At 65.9% G+C, this 17,103-nt stretch carries 17 protein-coding genes; 14 read left to right on the top strand and 3 right to left on the bottom strand.

All coding sequences use genetic code 11. From position 1 onward, the window contains the following. Window positions 1-110 precede the first annotated feature (110 nt). Window positions 111-308 carry a hypothetical protein gene (locus tag J2X50_RS21410; RefSeq protein ID WP_429097926.1) on the top strand — a complete coding sequence of 66 codons (198 nt, stop codon included), beginning with the start codon at window positions 111-113 and terminating at the stop codon, window positions 306-308. Further along, on the top strand, window positions 305-1,822 hold the full coding sequence (locus tag J2X50_RS21405; protein ID WP_429097925.1) for a xylulokinase: 1,518 nt from the start codon (window positions 305-307) through the stop codon (window positions 1,820-1,822). Before J2X50_RS21410 ends, J2X50_RS21405 begins: the two co-directional genes overlap by 4 nt. Window positions 1,823-1,831: 9 nt before the next feature. Here J2X50_RS21405 and J2X50_RS21400 read toward each other — a convergent pair whose 3' ends face one another. Next, window positions 1,832-2,695: a MurR/RpiR family transcriptional regulator gene (locus tag J2X50_RS21400; protein ID WP_429097924.1), complete on the bottom strand. Its 864-nt coding sequence runs from the start codon at window positions 2,693-2,695 to the stop codon at window positions 1,832-1,834. Between the two features lie 135 nt (window positions 2,696-2,830). Between J2X50_RS21400 and murA the strand changes: the two genes are divergently transcribed. From murA to J2X50_RS21355, 9 genes are all read left to right on the top strand, one after another. After that, on the top strand, window positions 2,831-4,087 hold the full coding sequence (gene murA, locus J2X50_RS21395) for a UDP-N-acetylglucosamine 1-carboxyvinyltransferase (RefSeq protein WP_429097923.1): 1,257 nt from the start codon (window positions 2,831-2,833) through the stop codon (window positions 4,085-4,087). Continuing rightward, the gene (locus J2X50_RS21390) at window positions 4,084-4,992 is read left to right on the top strand and encodes a BadF/BadG/BcrA/BcrD ATPase family protein (RefSeq protein ID WP_429097922.1); all 909 of its coding nucleotides are present in this window, start codon (window positions 4,084-4,086) and stop codon (window positions 4,990-4,992) included. Before murA ends, J2X50_RS21390 begins: the two co-directional genes overlap by 4 nt. A 115-nt stretch (window positions 4,993-5,107) precedes the next feature. Beyond that, window positions 5,108-6,040 (top strand): N-acetylmuramic acid 6-phosphate etherase, encoded by a 933-nt coding sequence (murQ, locus tag J2X50_RS21385; RefSeq protein WP_429097921.1) that lies wholly within the window; start codon window positions 5,108-5,110, stop codon window positions 6,038-6,040. A 53-nt stretch (window positions 6,041-6,093) separates the two neighbouring features. After that, the gene (locus J2X50_RS21380; RefSeq protein WP_429097920.1) at window positions 6,094-7,611 is read left to right on the top strand and encodes an ABC transporter substrate-binding protein; all 1,518 of its coding nucleotides are present in this window, start codon (window positions 6,094-6,096) and stop codon (window positions 7,609-7,611) included. A 150-nt stretch (window positions 7,612-7,761) separates the two neighbouring features. Then, entirely contained in the window at window positions 7,762-8,721 is a 960-nt protein-coding gene (locus tag J2X50_RS21375) for an ABC transporter permease (RefSeq protein WP_429097919.1), read from the top strand. Continuing rightward, entirely contained in the window at window positions 8,721-9,554 is an 834-nt protein-coding gene (locus J2X50_RS21370; protein ID WP_429097918.1) for an ABC transporter permease, read from the top strand. Before J2X50_RS21375 ends, J2X50_RS21370 begins: the two co-directional genes overlap by 1 nt. Window positions 9,555-9,570: 16 nt before the next feature. Beyond that, the gene (locus tag J2X50_RS21365; protein WP_429097928.1) at window positions 9,571-11,319 is read left to right on the top strand and encodes an ABC transporter ATP-binding protein; all 1,749 of its coding nucleotides are present in this window, start codon (window positions 9,571-9,573) and stop codon (window positions 11,317-11,319) included. A gap of 11 nt (window positions 11,320-11,330) precedes the next feature. Then, window positions 11,331-12,344 carry a serine hydrolase domain-containing protein gene (locus tag J2X50_RS21360; protein ID WP_429097917.1) on the top strand — a complete coding sequence of 338 codons (1,014 nt, stop codon included), beginning with the start codon at window positions 11,331-11,333 and terminating at the stop codon, window positions 12,342-12,344. 2 nt (window positions 12,345-12,346) lie between these two features. Continuing rightward, window positions 12,347-13,465: an anhydro-N-acetylmuramic acid kinase gene (locus J2X50_RS21355; protein ID WP_429097916.1), complete on the top strand. Its 1,119-nt coding sequence runs from the start codon at window positions 12,347-12,349 to the stop codon at window positions 13,463-13,465. A 70-nt stretch (window positions 13,466-13,535) separates the two neighbouring features. On the opposite strand, the gene J2X50_RS21350 is transcribed toward J2X50_RS21355, so the two are convergent. Beyond that, on the bottom strand, window positions 13,536-13,958 hold the full coding sequence (locus tag J2X50_RS21350; RefSeq protein WP_429097915.1) for a GNAT family N-acetyltransferase: 423 nt from the start codon (window positions 13,956-13,958) through the stop codon (window positions 13,536-13,538). Window positions 13,959-14,181: 223 nt separating this feature from the next. On the opposite strand from J2X50_RS21350, the gene J2X50_RS21345 reads away from it, so the two are divergent. Beyond that, window positions 14,182-14,382, top strand: coding sequence for a DUF1858 domain-containing protein (locus tag J2X50_RS21345; RefSeq protein WP_429097914.1), 201 nt, complete (start codon window positions 14,182-14,184; stop codon window positions 14,380-14,382). A gap of 10 nt (window positions 14,383-14,392) precedes the next feature. Here J2X50_RS21345 and J2X50_RS21340 read toward each other — a convergent pair whose 3' ends face one another. Continuing rightward, window positions 14,393-15,097, bottom strand: a complete 705-nt coding sequence (locus tag J2X50_RS21340; RefSeq protein WP_429097913.1) for a Crp/Fnr family transcriptional regulator — start codon at window positions 15,095-15,097, stop codon at window positions 14,393-14,395. Between the two features lie 210 nt (window positions 15,098-15,307). Between J2X50_RS21340 and J2X50_RS21335 the strand changes: the two genes are divergently transcribed. Then, window positions 15,308-15,751 (top strand): pseudoazurin, encoded by a 444-nt coding sequence (locus J2X50_RS21335; protein WP_429097912.1) that lies wholly within the window; start codon window positions 15,308-15,310, stop codon window positions 15,749-15,751. 85 nt (window positions 15,752-15,836) lie between these two features. Continuing rightward, complete coding sequence (locus tag J2X50_RS21330; protein ID WP_429097911.1) at window positions 15,837-17,045, top strand: NnrS family protein; 1,209 nt, start codon at window positions 15,837-15,839, stop codon at window positions 17,043-17,045. Window positions 17,046-17,103: the final 58 nt, after the last annotated feature.

Below are 17,103 nucleotides of genomic sequence, written 5' to 3'. Positions count from 1 at the left end.
TGACAATCCACAGGATCCCGCGCTGCTCATCCATACGCCGTTCATGGTCCGTTCGGCCTTAGCGTACGATTTCGCACTGCTCTTGTTCGGACCCCAAATATGGTTTTCCGGTGAATTCGAACTGGACCGGCGAGACCAATACCGAGCTTGCGTCGGTGCCGCTCGAACTGTTTGAGCCCGAGGAGGATCTCATCGCGTTGAAGATCAGGCTGGTCGCCACGCTCACGCCCGAGCAGGCCGAAAGGCGCAGCCGTTATTTCGCGCTGCTCAGCGCCTGGATAGCCAGTACCCCTGGCGTGCACGGATGAGTGGCGAGCCGCTGTTCGTCGGCATCGACGCCGGAACGACCGGCGTCACCGTCGCCTTGTTCGACAGGCGCGGCCTCATGGTCGCCAGCGGCGACCGCGACTATCCCTGCATCTTTCCTCAGCCTGGCTGGGTCGAACAGGACATGGACGTCGTCTGGCGCGCCTTGTGCGAAGCCAGCCGCCAGGCCACGGCGGGGATCGATCCCGGCCGGATCGTTTCGGTAGGGCTGTCCAGCCAGCGCGGCACCTTTGCTCTGCTCGACGAGCAGTTCCGACCGCTGGCGCCTGCCATCGTCTGGAACGACGCGCGTGCCAAGGACATGGAAGCGACGATTGCGGCGAACATCTTGCCGGCAAGGTTCCGCTCGCTCACCGGCATGCCGATCGCAGCTTCCTGGGCCGTGGCCAAGATCGCCTGGCTGGCTGCCCACAGCCCGCAACTGCTCGACGCCACGAGGTGGATCTGCAACGGACAGGAATACCTGCTTCGCCTGCTGGGAGCAGAGCGGTTCGAAGGCGACCCGTCCAGCCTGACCTTGAACGGCATGCTCGACATACGCCGGCTTGGGTGGAGCGACGAGGTCTGCAAGGCCGCTGGTATCGACCTCGCCAAGCTTCCGCCGCTGGGCGAGCCGGGGGCCGAGGTCGGCGTGATTTCGAAGCAGGCGGCGGCGTTGACCGGACTGCCCGCCGGCGCAGTACTTTGCCGTGGAGCGGGCGACCAGCAATGCGCCGCGCTGGGTGCGGGCGTGGTGCGGCAGGGCATGGCCGAGATCACCATAGGCACCTCGGCGATGATGGTGGCTCACCTCGACCATCCCGATCTCGCGGTCGGAGAGCAGACCTACATCGGCGCGCATGCCATTCCCGGCAAGTGGGACCTGGAGGGCGGTTGCTTTGCCGTCGGCGCCTGCCTGCAATGGTGGCGCGACCAGTTCGAAGGTCCGGCGTCCGGTTATGAGCTGATGATGGCGGAAGCGGCCAAGGCGCCGGTTGGGAGCCAGGGACTGGTGTTCCACCCCTTCTTCGCCGGGCAGATCACACCTCACTACGATGCCACCGCCCGCGGGGCGTTTCTCGGCCTGACGCTGAAACACGCGCGCGCGGACCTCATCCGGGCCATGCTCGAAGGCTTCGCCTGCGAAATACGCATGATGGTCGAGGCCTTCGACGCCGACCTCAGGTCCGGGATCACCGATCTGCGGCTCACGGGCGGCGGCACGCGATCCTCGCTTTTCACGCAGACGATCGCGGACGTCCTGGACCGTCCGGTGACGCTGCTGCGCGAACGCGAATGCAGCGTACTCGGTGCAGCACTGCTGGGTGCCGTGGGCTCCGCCCATTTCGCCTCGATCGAGGAGGCGGCGGCGGAAATGGTCTCCGCTACGCATTCACTCGAGCCGAACATCGAGCACCGGGGCGTCCTCGACAACCTTTACGGCCTGTTTCGCGAGAGCTATTCGGCCCTGGCCGGGGCGGATTTCTATCGGCAGCTCGAACGGATGCGCCAATAGGTACTCCGCTCAGCGCAATCTTCCGTCCAGCTTGAGGGCCGCCACGGCGGCCTCGCTCTTGCGGATGTGATCGCCGGCGTCGGCCTGCCGTTGCACCAAGAGGATGAAAAGAAGGTCTGTCAGGGCAAGCTGGGCATCGCGGACGGTGATCGAGGATGAGCGGACGTCGTCCTCGTCGCTTGCCGTGTGCAGCACGATGTCGGCGATCGCGCTCAGCGGATTGTCCCTCAGCGATGCAATGGCCACGACCGTCGCGCCGCCTTCGTTGGCGAGTTCGGCGATGCGCAGCGTCTCGATGCTGGTGCCTGAATGTGACAGTGCGAGCATCACGTCCCTCGGCCCCAGCGATGCGGCGCTCGCCAATTGCACGTGGCTGTCGCTGTCGTGCAGTACGTTGCGCCCGAGCTTCATCAGCTTGATGGCGAAATCGCGCGCTACCAGCGAAGAGGCACTGACGCCGGCAAGGTGGATCCGGTCGGCTTGGTCGAGCAGGTCGAGAACGCGCGCCACGGTTTGTTCGCTGTTCACCGACATCGTCTGCTGCATCGCGGCCAGCTTGCCCGCCACGAGCTTCTGCTGCACGGCGACATAACCGTCGGCGCGGTCGATGCTGCCATGCACCATGCCGGGCGGCGCCTGCCATCGCTGGACCCGGGCCTCGCTGACCGCGAGCTTCAGCTGCTGGTAGCTCGGATAGCCCAGCTTCTGCGCGAACTTCACCACGCTCGACTGGCTGCGGCCTGTCTGTTCGGCAAGCGCGACGGACGACAGGCGCAGCATTTCGTCCGGCTTGTCGACGATGAACTGGCCGATCTGCCGGTCGGCCGGCGCCATGGTGTCGAGCGTCGCAAGGATTTTGGTGAGAACCGACATGAAGCTCCTCGCGCCCTCCCATCCGACAAAGAGTGGGAATAGAATATTCCATCCAATGTTGACAGGGAAGAATAATCCGATCAACTCTCTTGCCAGTTCGGCCGGTCTCGACCGGCTGCTGAACGGATCTTGAACATGGACAAGTTGCGAATAGTCGGTGGCCAGAGGCTGCAGGGGGCAGTCGCCATCTCCGGCGCCAAGAACGCGGCGTTGCCACAGATTGCTGCGTCGCTGCTGAGCCCCGAACCGCTCGAACTAACCAACCTGCCGGCAGTGAGCGACGTCGAGAACATGCTTGGCGTCATTGCCCAGCACGGTGCTGGAGTCAGCCGCCAGGGCCGTTCAGTCATCGTCGATGCGAGCGCTGCATTCGCCCGGGAAACCAGCTACGACACGGTGCGCAAGATGCGCGCCACGGTGCTGGTGCTGGGGCCGTTGCTTGCCAGGTTCGGAAAGGCCGAAGTGTCGCTGCCCGGCGGTTGCGCGATCGGCGCCCGGCCGGTCGACATGCATATCAAGGCGCTCGGCCAGCTCGGCGCCGACATCGGCATCCGGGGTGGCTCGATCGTCGCTTCGGTGCCCCGCAGCCTGACGGGCGCGCGCATCGTGCTCGGTTCGCCGTCGGTCGGCGCGACCGAGACGGCGATGATGGCGGCCACTGCCGCGCGCGGTGAGACGGAGATCGTCAATGCCGCCCGCGAGCCAGAGGTGATGGACCTCGCCGCTTGCCTCAACGCCATGGGTGCGAACATCGAAGGGGCGGGGACGCACCGTATCCTCGTCCAGGGTGGCACGTCCTGGCGCGCGGCCACCCACCATACGATTCCCGACCGGATCGAGGCCGGAACCTATGCCATCGCAGCTGCCATCACCGGAGGCCAGCTCGAGCTGACGAATGCGCGGCTCGAACATCTGGCATCGGTTGTGCAGGTGCTGGAGGCGGCAGGTGTCAGTGTTTGGCCCGGCGATCGCGGGCTCATCGTCTCGCGGGACGGCCCGTTGTTGCCCGTCGACATCACCACGGAACCTTATCCCGGATTTCCGACCGATCTCCAGGCGCAGTTCATGGCACTGATGTGCTGCGCGCCGGGTGCCTCGCTGTTGCGCGAGACGGTGTTCGAAAACCGCTTCATGCACGTGCCGGAACTCGTCCGCCTTGGCGCGAACATTACATTACAGGGCACGACGGCCCTGGTGCGCGGCGGAACTCCGCTGCGCGGGGCGCAGGTCATGGCAACGGATCTCAGGGCCTCCGTGTCGCTGGTGCTTGCCGCGCTGGTCGCGGAGGGTGAGAGCATCGTCAACCGCGTCTACCATCTCGACCGGGGCTATGAGAACCTCGACCGCAAGCTTCGCATGTGCGGCGCGACCATCGAGCGGATAGCAGGATGACCAGCGCCGCTGTGCCTCGCTTCTTCCTAGGCGTCGACGGCGGCGGCACAGGCTGCCGTGCCCGCATCGTCGACGCGGCCGGCAATGTGCTCGGCCAGGGCCTCTCAGGTCCGGCGACGACGCGGCTCGGCATCGACGTCGCCTGGGCGTCGATCGCGCGTGCCTTTGGCGCGGCGGTCGAGGAAGCCGGCTTCAGTGATGCCGAACTGGCGCACACCTTCGCCGGCATTGGCCTTGCCGGCATTGGCCGCAAGGGCGCGCTTGAGGCGTTGCAGGCGATCGAGCACCCGTTTGCCGCCATCGGCTTCGCCAGCGACGGCATGGGGGCCTGCCTTGGCGCACATTCGGGCAGGGACGGCGCGATCGTCATCGCCGGCACCGGTTCGATCGGCCTGGGCTTCGTCGAGGGGCGGGACCTCAGGGTCGGCGGCTACGGCTTTCCGATTTCGGATGAAGGCAGCGGAGCCGACCTGGGCTTGAAGGCGGTGCAGCTCGCGCTCCGCGCCCATGACGGCCGGCATGACCGCTCGGCGCTGCTGACGGAGGTCATGCAGCGGTTTCACGATGACCCGATGGAGGCGGTGGCCTGGATGGACAGGGCAACCGCCACCGACTACGCGGCCTTGGCGCCGACCGTCATGCGCCATGCCGACCAGGGTGACGCGGCCGGCCGCCGCATCGTCCAGACTGCCGCCGAGCAGATCGACACGATCGTCCGCACGCTCTTCGACAAGGGCGCACCCCGCGTGACCCTGCTCGGCGGGTTGGCGAGCCCTCTCGAACCCTGGCTCGCGCCCGACGTCCGCCGTCGTCTCAAGCCGGCCGACGGTGACGCGGTGTCCGGCGCCATCATCCTGGCCAGGCGGCTCGATCACTTGGCGGACGTGCCAGTCATTGAGGAATAATCCATTCCAAAGTTTGTTGACATGAGGAATATTGCATTCTAAAACGTTAATGAAAGCCTCATGGGATCCGGCCCGGCGAGGCTCTTGCATTTCAAGAACCGGGCAGGTGGCGAGCGTGTCGGAACAAGCCTTGATTTCGGAGCTGGGACGGTTGGTTTCCGAGGAGCGGAACCCGCGCACCATGGATATCGACCTCTTGCCGACGGTCGACGTCCTCAAGAAGATCAACGAGGAAGACAAGACCGTCGCCTTTGCCGTGGAGAAGGTGATCCCCGAGATCGCCGCCTGCGTCGATCGCATCACCGCGGCGTTCCGGCAGGGCGGGCGCCTGATCTACATGGGTGCCGGCACCAGCGGCCGCATCGGTGTGCTCGACGCGTCCGAATGCCCGCCGACATTCCGCGTTCCGCCGACGATGGTCGTCGGTCTCATCGCTGGCGGCTACAGCGCGCTGCTGAAGGCGACGGAAGGTGCCGAGGACAGCCAGGCCAAGGGTGCCGAGGCGCTGGCCGAGATCGATCTCTCGGCCAAGGACGTCGTGGTGGGCATCGCCGCAAGCGGCCGCACGCCCTACGTCATCGGCGGCCTCAGCTACGCCAAGAAAATCGGCGCGACCGCGGTCGCCCTGTCGTGCAACCCGCAGTCGGCCATTGCCGCGGTCGCCGATATCGCCATTTCGCCAGTCGTCGGTCCCGAGGCATTGACGGGGTCGACGCGGATGAAGTCGGGCACGGCCGAGAAGCTGGTGCTCAACATGCTGACCACCGCGAGCATGATCCGCATCGGCAAGACCTACGAAAACCTGATGGTCGACCTGAAGGCCTCGAACAAGAAACTCGTGGCACGCGCCGCGCGCATCGTCATGCAGGCGACCGATTGCACCCTGGAAGAGGCGCAACTGGCACTGGCCCAGACCGAAAATGACGTGAAGCTGGCGATCCTCATCGTCATGACGGGGATGAGCCTTGCCGATGCGCGCTCGGCACTGGAAGGGTCGAACGGCTTCTTGCGACAAGCAATACAGGATGCGAGGCAAGCGTCCGAGTGATCCGGGAGCGGCCATTCCGGCCGCACCGAGGGAAGAGCTAAAGGGAGGATGAAATGACCAGCAAGTTCAAGTATTTCCTTGGGGCAACGACGGCCGTGATGATCGGCATGTCGGCCGTTGCCGGCCATGCCGACGCGGCCACGCTGCGCATGGCCTGGGCGCAGGACGCGACCGGCCTCGACCCGCACAAGCAGACCGCGTTCTCGTCGCTGCGCCTGCTCGAACTGATCTACGAGCCGCTCGTGCGGCTCGACGCGGATCTGAAGATCGTTCCAGGCATTGCCTCGAGCTGGGAGTTTTCCGCCGACGGCAAGCAGCTCACCTTCAAGCTCGATCCCAAGGCGAAGTTCCAGAACGGTGCTGCCGTGACCTCGGCCGACGCCAAGGCATCGTTCGAGCGCATCCTCGACGAGAAGACGGGCGCCGCGAACCGCGCCAACTACCTGTCGATCGAAGGCATCGAGACGCCCGACGCCAGCACCGTCGTCTTCAAGCTGAAGCAGCCCGACGCGCCGATCCTGACGGCAATGACCGACACCAACTCGTCGATCGTTCCGGCCAGCGAGATTGCCGCCGGCACCATCGGCACCAAGGCAATCGGCTCGGGTCCGTTTAAGCTGGAGAAGTGGGATCCCAACTCCAAGGAAGTACTCGTCGCCAACAAGGAATGGGCTGGCGGTGCAACCGGCGTGGACGGCATCGAGATCAGCGTGCTGCCGGACGAGACCGCGATCCTGGCCGCCATGCGCACCGGCCAGGTCGACTTCGCGCTGCTGAACGATCCGCTGATCGCGACCCTGGTGCCCAACGAGCCCAAGCTTCAGCTCAACCGCGCCCCGCTGCTCGCCTATCACGTGCTCCAGCTCAACCCGGCGCGCAAGCCGATGAACGAGCTGGCCGTGCGCCAGGCGATCTCCTGTGCCGTCGACCGCCAGGCGGTGCTCGACACCGCATCGCTCGGTGAAGGCCGGGTGACCGGGCCGCTGACGATGCCGTTCTTCGCCTCCGATCCGAACTCGCTGTTCTGCTACAAGCAGGATGTCGAGAAGGCCAAGAAGCTGATGGCCGATGCCGGTTTCGCCGATGGCTTCACCGCCACCGTGATCGCCGCGACCGCCGAGCCGCCCACGGCCGCTGCCGAGGCCCAGGTGCTGCAGTCGCAGCTGGCCGAGATCGGCGTCAAGCTCGACATCAAGATGATGGAGCTGAACGTTTATGTCGACACCTGGCTGAAAGGCGACTTCGACATGGCGGTGGCGCTGAATGGCGGCCGTCCCGACCCCTACACCATGTACAATCGCTACTGGACCAAGAACGGCAACCTGCAGAAGGTCTCCAACTTCGCCGACGACACGCTCGACAAGCTGCTGCAGGACGGCCGCGCCGAGACCGATCCGGAGAAGCGCAAGGTCATCTTCGCCGACTTCGACAAGCAGCTCGCCGAGAAGGCGCCGTGGGTCTGGCTCTACACCGGCTACGGCTACACCGCCCAGCAGAAGAACGTGCAGGGCTTCGTGCCTATGCCGACCGGCTCGCTGTTCAGCCTCGGCAAGGTGACCATCCAGCAGTAGACAGCGTTTTGAGCGGTGGGCTCTCCCTGCCGCCGCTCGAAGGCGGTCGCCATCGCGTCGATGGCGACCGCCAAGGCAGCGCAAGTCGCTCACTGGCCGGCTCCGCTGCAGAACCGGCGCGGTTCCTCAACCCGATATGGGATGCATGCCATGAATTACGTGATACGTCGCCTTCAGGCCTTCCCATTGGTTCTGATCGGGGTCTCGGTCATCGTCTTCATCGCCATACGGCTTGTGCCGGGCGATTCCATCACGGCGATGCTTGGCACCGAGGCCGGTCTCTTGACGCCGCAGCAGCGGGATTCGCTGGCCGTCTATTTCGGCATCGACCAACCATGGCCGATCCAGTATTGGCGCTGGTTCACCGGCCTGTTCAGCGGCGACCTCGGCATTTCCGTGACCTACGGCAAGCCGGTGCTGACGGTCATCCTCGAACGCTTTCCGCTGACGCTTGAACTTGCGCTCTTGTCGATGCTGATCGCGCTGACGATCGGTGTTCCGGCGGGCGTCTTCGCTGCCACCCGCAATGAACGCCCCGCCGACCTCGGCGTCCGCATCGCCGCCATGATCGGCCAGTCGACGCCGAGCTTCGTCGTCGGCCTCGTCCTCATCTACATTCTCTCGGCCGGCTTCGGCGTGCTGCCGACGATGGGTGTCTTCACGTCGTTGTGGCAGGACCCGCTGCAGAATCTCGGCCAGATGATCCTGCCGGCGATCACGCTTGGCCTTGCATTCGCCGCTTCGGTCACGCGTGTTTCGCGCTCGGCCATGCTCGATGTGCTGAGCGACGATTATGTGCGCACGGCGCGGAGCAAGGGTGCTCCGGAACGCCGCGTCATCTGGCGCCATGCGCTGCCCAATGCGCTGGTGCCCGTCGTCACGCTGAGCGGCATCGAGTTCGGCTACCTGCTCGGTGGCGCCGTCATCGTCGAGCAGATCTATGCCTTGCCCGGCCTGGGGCGCATGGTGCTCGAGGCGATCCTGCAGCGCGACTACGCGCTCGTGCAGGGCGCCGTTCTGTTCATCGCCCTCAACTTCATGATCGTCAACCTGCTCGTCGACCTCGCCTATGCCGCGCTCGACCCCCGTATTCGCCTGGAGGGCCGCTGATGCGTGTTGTGAAGGCTATCTTTTCGCATCCCAGCGGGCGCATCGGCGGCGCCATCGTGCTGGTCTACCTGCTCGTCGCCTTGCTGGGCGCCGCTGGCGTGACGCCGCACGATCCGCTGACGCAGTACCGTATCGACCGCCTGCAGGCGCCTTCGTCCTCCTACCTCATGGGCACGGATCTGTTCGGCCGGGACGTGATGAGCCGCCTGATGAAAGGCGTCGGCCAGTCGTTCACGGTGGCCTTCTTCTCCGTCGCCCTGGCGACGCTTGCCGGTACCGTGCTCGGCCTCACTGCAGCTTGGTACGGCAAGCGCTGGGATACGGTGATGATGCGGCTGATGGACGTGCTGCTGGCGTTTCCCGCAATTCTGCTCGCGCTGCTGATCGTCACCATCATCGGCCCCGGCACCTGGACCAGCGTTGCGGCCATCAGCATCGTCTATACGCCGATCTTCACCCGCGTCGTGCGCGGTCCGGCACTGTCGCTGAAGGCGCGCGACTTCGTCGATGCCGCCCGCACCTTCGGGTCGAGCCGCTCCTACATCCTGACGCGACACCTGCTGCTCAATCTGGTGGCGCCGCTCACCGTGCAGGTGACGCTGGCGCTCGCCTGGGCGCTGCTCACTGAAGCCGGTCTCAGCTTCCTCGGCCTTGGTACCCAGCCGCCGGCCTCGTCGCTCGGCCTGATGCTGAGCGACAGCCGCAACCTGATGGAGCAGGCACCCTGGCTGCTGGCCTTCCCGGCTGTCGCCATCATGCTTTCCATCCTCGGCTTCAACCTGCTCGGCGATGCGCTGCGCGACATCCTCGACCCCAAGACGAGGAGGGCGTGACATGGGAGGGCATCAGATGAAGCCGATCCTTTCGGTCCGTGACCTGCACGTGAGTTTCGGCCCGGCAGCCAGCGCCAAAGAAGTGGTGCATGGCGTGAGCTTCGATGTCGGCGTCGGCGAGGTCCTTGCGATTGTCGGCGAGAGCGGTTCCGGCAAGTCCGTGACCGCGCTCTCCAGCAACCGGCTGATCGACTATGCCGGTGGCCGGATTACCAATGGCAAGATCGAACTGCTGCGCGCCGACGGCAGCGTCATGGACGTCACCGCCGCAAGCAAGCAAGATCTCGTCGGCATACGCGGCGCCGAGATCGGCGTGATCTTCCAGGAGCCGATGACGTCGCTCAATCCGGTGCTGACCATCGGTACCCAGATCGAGGAGTCGTTCCGCCTGCATCGCGGGCTGACCGGCAGTCAGGCCAGGGCCGCCGCCCGCGAGGCGCTCGAGCGGGTCCGCATCCCCGATGCCGAGCGGCGGCTCAAGGCGACCCCCAACGAACTCTCCGGCGGCATGCTTCAGCGCGTGATGATCGCCATGGCGCTGGCGTGCAACCCGCGCCTCTTGATCGCCGACGAGCCGACCACGGCCCTCGACGTCACCGTGCAGGCGCAGATCATGGCGCTGCTGGCCGAGCTGCGGCGCGAGACGGGCATGTCGATGATCTTCATCAGCCATGACATCGGCCTGGTCGCGGGCATAGCCGACCGCGTGATGGTGATGCAGGACGGCCGGGTGGTGGAGCAGGGGGAGCTCGGCCAGATCCTCGACGCTCCGCAGCATCCCTATACCCAACACCTGCTTCATGCCGTGCCGCATTTCTCCAGCGGCGTGGCGGTGAGAGCGGACGGAACGCGAAAGGCAGCGCCGCTGCCCAAGCCAACGCTCGAAGTCGACGACCTCGTCGTGCGCTATCCGCTGAAAGGCGGCTGGTTCAGCAAGCCGGTCGGCGCCGTCCATGCCGTCGATGGCGTCGCCTTCGACCTGATGCCGGGCGAAACGCTGGCGATCGTCGGTGAAAGCGGTTCGGGCAAGTCGACCACCGCACGTGCCGTGCTCGGCCTCGTGTCGCCGACTCGCGGCGCTTTCTCGGTCGAGGCCCAGGCCGCGCGGCCCGGCCAGAGCCGGCTTCCGGTACAGATGGTGTTCCAGAACCCCTACGCCTCGCTCAACCCGCGCCTCAACGTCGAGCAGATCCTGGCCGAACCGGTGATCGCCACGGGCCAGCCAATCGACGCCGAGGTTCGGACACGAATGGTGACGCTGCTCAAGCGCGTTGGTTTGCCGGAGGACAGCCTTGCGCGCTATCCGCACCAGTTCTCCGGCGGCCAGCGGCAGCGCCTGTGCATTGCGCGTTCGCTGATGCTCAACCCGTCGGTCGTGGTGCTCGACGAGGCGGTCTCGGCGCTCGACGTTTCCGTCCAGGCCCGCGTGCTCGAACTTCTGGTCGACCTGCAGCGCGAATACGGTCTCGCCTATCTTTTCATCTCGCATGACATGGCGGTGGTCGAGCGCATCGCCCACCGCGTCGCGGTGATGTATGCCGGCCAGATCGTCGAGATCGGCGACGCGAAGTCGGTGCTCGCCGATCCTCAGCACCCCTATACGAAGAAGCTCATCGCAGCCGTGCCCACCATCGACCGCCGTAAGCAGCACTTCGAGCTCGACACCCGCCAGGTCCCGTCGCTGGTGCGCCCCGTCGGCTTCGAGCCGCCGGCGGCGAAGTGGCTTCAGTTTGGCGCAGATCACAAGGTGCGGGCCGAGGCTTGAGGGAAACGAAGATGGCAACGGACGACCTGCCCAACCGTTTCGACCGCGCTTTCGCACTGCTTGCACATTCCGTCGAGACCGGGCGCATTCCGGGTGGCGTGCTGGGCATCGTCGACAAGGGCGGCCAGCGCATCACCAGGTCGATTGGCCTTGCGCAGCGCGTTCCCGCCTCGCGGCCGATGCGCGACGACACCTGGTTCGACCTGGCGTCGCTGACGAAGGTCATCTTCACCACGCCGCGCATCCTGGCGCTGGCCGAGGCCGGCACGATCGACCTCGACGCGCCGCTGATTTCGGTGCTTCCCGATCTGCGCCAATACGACCCCGACGCCTGGGAGAGGCAGGTCACCTTCCGCCAGTGCCTCGGCCACCAGACGCCGTTCCCCGCGGTCGAGCCGATCTACACCTACGGCCGCGACCCGGACCTGTTGCGGACCTTCGTCTTGCAGCGCGAGTGGCGCAAGCTGGCAGCTCCCGTCTATTCCGACATCAACTTCATCCTGCTCGGCCTCGCCATGGAACGCCTGTCGGGCAAGTGGATCCGCGACATGGATGCCGGCCCGGGCTTTGCTTTCGCTGCCGATCCCGACCGATCGGCGGCGACCGAGGACTGCACCTGGCGCCATCGCGTGCTGTCGGGCGAGGTCCATGACGACAATTGCTCGGCGCTGCAGGGCGCCGGCCATGCCGGGCTGTTTGGGACTGCCGCTTCGGTGCTGGACTTCGCACAAGGGTTGCTCGACGGCACCGGCGCATCGGCGCGCGCCATCCAGTTGATGCGCACGCCGCTGTCGGAAAAGCGCACCCACGGCTGGGAACACCCCTATGCCGGCTGGTTCGGCGGCGACCGCTGCAGCGCCGGCACCATCGGCCATACCGGCTTCACCGGCACGGCGCTCTGTATCGATTTCGACGCCGGCCGCGCCTGGACCCTGCTCACCAACCGTATCCACCCCACCCGCCATTTTGACAGCGGGATCGTCGATCTTCGCCGCCGGACCGGCGACACCATCAACGGAGCTTGAACATGAAACCCATCTGGTCGGTCGGGCTGATGACCGGAACCGTGCTCGACGGCAACATCGACGTCGCGCTGCTCAGGACCGACGGCGAACGCATCGAGGCGTTCGGTCCCTATGCGCTCGTGCCCTACGAAGCGTCGGTGCGGCCGATGCTGGAGCAGGCGCAGGCCGAAGCGCGGACCTGGAATTTTGAAGGCCCCGAGCCGGCGATCTTCGCTGAGGCCGAAGAAGTGCTCACTCGCGCCCAGTCGGCCGCTGTCAGGCACGTCGTCGAGGGCGCCGGAATGACCATGGCCGAGATCGGCGTCGTCGGCTTCCACGGCCAGACCGTGCTGCATCGCGGACCGCAGAAGGGCGGTTTGCGCGGCGAGACCCGGCAGCTGGGCGACGGCGCGCTGATGCACTCGCTGCTCGGCACCAAGGTGGTCTACGATTTCCGCACCGCCGACATCCGCGCCGGCGGGCAGGGGGCGCCGCTGGCCGCCGCCTACCATGCCGCCTTGCTCGGCACGGCCGGCGCGCGCGGCGACAGCGCCATTCTCAATCTCGGCGGCGTCGGCAACGTCACTTGGTGGGACGGCAAGTCAGATCTCGTCGCCTTCGACACCGGCCCGGCCAACGCGCCGATCAACGACTTCGTCAAGGCGAGGGGACTGGGCGAGATGGACAAGGGCGGGGCGCTGGCCGCCGCTGGTACCGTCGACGAGGCAAGGCTCGCACGCCTGCTCGAGCATCCCTATCTCGCCGCACCCTATCCCAAGTCGCTCGACCGCTTCGACTTCACAGCCGCAATGGCCGATGGCCTGAGCAACGAGGATGGCGCGGCACTGCTCACCGCCTTCAGCGCTGCCTGTGTCGGCAAGGCGCTCGACCTGTTGCCGCAGCGGCCGACGAAACTCTTCGTCTCCGGCGGCGGCCGACACAACCCGACCTTCATGGCTATGCTGCGGCAACGCGCCGGCGTCGACGCGGTCTCGGCCGACACCATCGGCTGGCGGGGCGATGCGGTGGAGGCGGAGTGCTTCGCGTTCCTCGCCGCGCGCGTCCTGCGCGGAATGCCGATCAGCTTCCCGAGCACGACCGGCGTGCCGCATCCGATGACCGGCGGTCGCATCGCCGGCTGACCTGCGGGCCGTACGAACAGACCGAGATGGACGACCATCAGCGGCCCAGATGGCCGCTGATGCTTCTTTTTCAGGCTCGCTGCAGGGGCTTCGCCAGGAATGTACGCGTGCGGCCCTTCGGAAAGTCCGGCAGCTCGCCGAACGGCTTGTAGCCCTGGCGTTGATAGACCTTCAGCGCGGTCGGATTAAACGTGTCGATGTAAGCGCCATGGCAGTCGCGCGCTGCGGCTTCGTCCTCGGCCGCCTGCAGCATGCGCGAAGCCGCGCTCTGCCCACGCAGGCTCTCGTCTACCCATAGCCACTGGACATAGAGCCAGCCCCAGGCCGTGTAGCCGGAAATGCCGGCGACGACGGAGCCATCTTCGCCGCGAACGAATACCGCCAACGGGCGTTTGTCGGCCGGTCCGACGTCGGCCGCATTGAAAGCGGTCAGGTGGTCGCCGACCGTGTCGAGGTCTTCGGACGATGGGCTGTCGGTGACTTCGATCTTCATGCGTTGCCTCTGTCTGTCCGGCCTAGTTGGCCTGCAACGCGTCGTCGATGCAAGGGGCAGGATCCGATGTCCACCGTAGCGGGAGCGGGCGTACGTGCCAGCCTGCCGATGGAGGTCATGCCCCCGTACTGGGGTGCCGCCCGATCGTTTGCCTGTTTGTCGGCGCGCAACGAAACGGCGCGCCGCTTCGTTCATCATCTGGCTTCAAAAACGGTGAACGACGATGAAGTCACGTTTCGACTACGACATGACGATGGATGTCATCATGCGGCGATGGCCAGGCACGATCAGGGTCATCCTCGGTCACGGCCTGCTTTGCGTCGGTTGCCCGATAGCCTCGTTCCATACGGTGATGGACGCCGCGCGCGAGCATTCCCTGGACGAGGACAGGCTGGCTGACGATCTCGCCAAGGCGATGAAGTAGGGGCCGAAGGTCAGCCCTTATCGGCCTGGCCTTCGGCGAGCGCGAACAGCCGATGGGGTTCGACCACGGTCACCTTCTGACGGCCGCTCTTGACCAGTCCCTTTTCCTCCCAGGCGGTGAGGAGCCGGCTGACCGTGTGCAGCGTCGTGCCGGTCATCTCGGCGATATCCTGCCGCGAAATCGGGAAATCGATGAGGATGCCTTCTTCGGTCTTCCTCCCCGTCTGCTTGACCAGCCTGAGCAGGGCGTGGGCGACACGCTGCTCGACCTGCTCGGTGGCGAGTTCGACGACGCGCGCCTGCGTTTCCTGGAGGCGGGCGCCGACCGTCCTGTAGGTGCCGGAACCGAAGTTCGGGAAGCTCGCCGCCATTTCCGGCCAGAGATTCCCCGGCCAGGCGAGCACCACGCAATCCACCGCGGCGACGGCACTGGCCGGATAGGTGGTGCGCCCGAGCGCGTGCGCAATGCCCATCAGCTCGCCCGGGCTGATGTAGCGGACGATCACCTGCTGGCCGTCGGGAGTGGTCTTGACCACGCGGACATGCCCGTCGAGCAGCAGGAAGAAGGAATGCGCCTCGCCTTCCTGTTCGAATACGGTCTGGTCCTTGGCGATGCGCAGCGATCGCGCTTTCTGGAGTATGCCGTCCAGGTCGGCCGGGGCCATTCCCTGGAATATCGGCATGCCGGCAATCAGCGAGCGATCTAGTCGGCTCAAGTGTCCCTCCTGGTCGGTGCGCGGACCCAGTGCTCGAATTCACCAACCGCTGTCGAGCGCCAGAATGTCACAGGCCGGCGGACTGCGGCAAGCGGCGCAGAATTCCTGAAATTCCAGTCAAGTTTGCGTTGGATCAAAGTTCTCGACACACGCGCGCCCTAGAGAGGGCCAACGGCTGGAGCCGTCATGCAAGGACAAAGGAAAAACACGATGAAACATGCAGTTGCCATTGCGGCCGCGTTTGCCGCCGCCCTCCTGACAGGTGCCGCCCAGGCAGCTGAGATCAAGATCGAGATGCTCAACAAGGGCGAGAAGGGTGCAATGGTATTCCAGCCCGATTTCGTCGTCGCGCAGCCTGGCGACACCATCACCTTCGTGCCCTCCGACAAGTCGCACGACGCCGAGAGCATCAAGGACATGATCCCCGAGGGCGCCACGCCGTTCAAGGGCAAGATGAACGAACAGATTTCCGTCACCCTCGACAAGGAGGGCGTCTACGGCGTCAAGTGCTCGCCGCACTATGGCATGGGCATGGTGGCGCTGATCGTGGTGGGCAAGCCGGCCAATCTCGAGCAGGCCAAGGCGGTCAAGCAGACCGGCAAGGCCAAGAAGGCATTCGAGGCGCTGCTGGCTCAGGTGCCCGCGGGCAACTGAGTCCCGGCGTTCACGCCGAACGGATTTTCAGAAACGGCCGGGTAGACAGTCTCTGCCCGGCCTTTGCTTTTCAAAGGAGTGCATCATGGCCATTCCTCGCGTCCGGCCGGGCAACTATCCTGCGATCCTGTCCTACGGGTTCCGACCGTTTTTCTTGCTCGGCTCGCTCTATGCCGGCCTCACCATCCTGGCGTGGCTGCCGATGCTTTCCGGTCGGCTCGACACCGCGAGCGGCTTTGCGCCGGTCGACTGGCATATCCATGAGATGATCTTCGGATATGTCGCGGCCATCGTCACGGGGTTCCTGCTTACGGCCATCCCCAACTGGACCGGCCGGCTGCCGGTGCAGGGCCTGCCGCTGCTGGCTCTGGCGCTGCTCTGGCTGGCAGGCCGCCTGGCGGTGTTCTTCTCGGACGATATCGGCTGGCTGGCCGCGGCCGTGATCGACAGCGCCTTCCTGCTTGCGGTCGCCGCGGCGGCCGCGGTCGAGATCGTCGCCGGCCGCAACTGGCGCAACCTCAAGGTGCTGGCGCCGGTGAGCGTCCTGTTCGCTGCCAATGTCATGTTCCATCTGGAGGTGCGCTTCGCGGGTGGTGCCGACATGGCGCGCAGGCTCGGGATCGGGGCGGCAGTTCTGCTCGTCATGATCATCGGCGGACGCATCATCCCGAGCTTCACGCGCAACTGGCTGGCGCGCCAGAACCCCGGCCGGCTACCGGTGCCGTTCAATCGCTTCGACGCCGCGACCATCGTCGTCTCGGCGCTTGCAATCGTTGCCTGGACGTTTGTGCCCGACCGCATTGCGAGCGGCCTGCTTCTCGTGGGCGCAGGCGGGCTCAACATTGCACGGCTTTGCCGCTGGGCCGGCGAGCGCAGCTGGCGCGATCCGCTGGTGCTCGTCCTGCACGTGGCCTATGCCTTCGTGCCGGCGGGCTTCGTGCTGGCCGGCCTTGCGGCCATTCTGCCCGACGCGGTGCCGCCGGCTGCCGGCCTCCATGCTTTCGGTGCGGGCGCGATCGGGGCGATGACGCTGGCGGTGATGGCGCGAGCGACGCTCGGCCACACGGGCCGCGAGCTGCATGCCGGCAATGCCACCTGCCTGGTCTTTGTTGCGGTTGTCGTTTCGGCCGCGCTGCGCGTTGCCTATGCCTTCATGCCCGGTGCCACGGTGTTGCTGCACGCTTCGGCCGGAGCCTGGACACTGGCTTTCCTCGGCTACGCGGCGCTCTATGGCGGCATGCTCGTGCGTCCGCGCCTGCGGCCTCGCCAGCCCAACCCGGCGCCGTCGCAGTGATGTGCGGATTGCCTTGAGTTGGAATGAGAAAGGCCCGGATCTCCGACAGGAGATCCGG

Origin of the sequence: Aminobacter sp. BE322, from assembly GCF_050433525.1 — a bacterium.
Classification (GTDB): domain Bacteria; phylum Pseudomonadota; class Alphaproteobacteria; order Rhizobiales; family Rhizobiaceae; genus Aminobacter.
Note: the sequence above shows the minus strand (reverse complement) of the source record. Positions and strands in the feature narration are given on the sequence as shown.

Coding starts and splice junctions, on each gene's coding strand:
- J2X50_RS21405 (WP_429097925.1), top strand. CDS start 305: ATGAGTGGCGAGCCGCTGTTCGTCGGCATCGACGCCGGAACGACCGGC.
- J2X50_RS21400 (WP_429097924.1), bottom strand. CDS start 2,695: ATGTCGGTTCTCACCAAAATCCTTGCGACGCTCGACACCATGGCGCCG.
- murA (WP_429097923.1), top strand. CDS start 2,831: ATGGACAAGTTGCGAATAGTCGGTGGCCAGAGGCTGCAGGGGGCAGTC.
- J2X50_RS21390 (WP_429097922.1), top strand. CDS start 4,084: ATGACCAGCGCCGCTGTGCCTCGCTTCTTCCTAGGCGTCGACGGCGGC.
- J2X50_RS21380 (WP_429097920.1), top strand. CDS start 6,094: ATGACCAGCAAGTTCAAGTATTTCCTTGGGGCAACGACGGCCGTGATG.
- J2X50_RS21375 (WP_429097919.1), top strand. CDS start 7,762: ATGAATTACGTGATACGTCGCCTTCAGGCCTTCCCATTGGTTCTGATC.
- J2X50_RS21370 (WP_429097918.1), top strand. CDS start 8,721: ATGCGTGTTGTGAAGGCTATCTTTTCGCATCCCAGCGGGCGCATCGGC.
- J2X50_RS21365 (WP_429097928.1), top strand. CDS start 9,571: ATGAAGCCGATCCTTTCGGTCCGTGACCTGCACGTGAGTTTCGGCCCG.
- J2X50_RS21360 (WP_429097917.1), top strand. CDS start 11,331: ATGGCAACGGACGACCTGCCCAACCGTTTCGACCGCGCTTTCGCACTG.
- J2X50_RS21355 (WP_429097916.1), top strand. CDS start 12,347: ATGAAACCCATCTGGTCGGTCGGGCTGATGACCGGAACCGTGCTCGAC.
- J2X50_RS21350 (WP_429097915.1), bottom strand. CDS start 13,958: ATGAAGATCGAAGTCACCGACAGCCCATCGTCCGAAGACCTCGACACG.
- J2X50_RS21345 (WP_429097914.1), top strand. CDS start 14,182: ATGAAGTCACGTTTCGACTACGACATGACGATGGATGTCATCATGCGG.
- J2X50_RS21335 (WP_429097912.1), top strand. CDS start 15,308: ATGAAACATGCAGTTGCCATTGCGGCCGCGTTTGCCGCCGCCCTCCTG.
- J2X50_RS21330 (WP_429097911.1), top strand. CDS start 15,837: ATGGCCATTCCTCGCGTCCGGCCGGGCAACTATCCTGCGATCCTGTCC.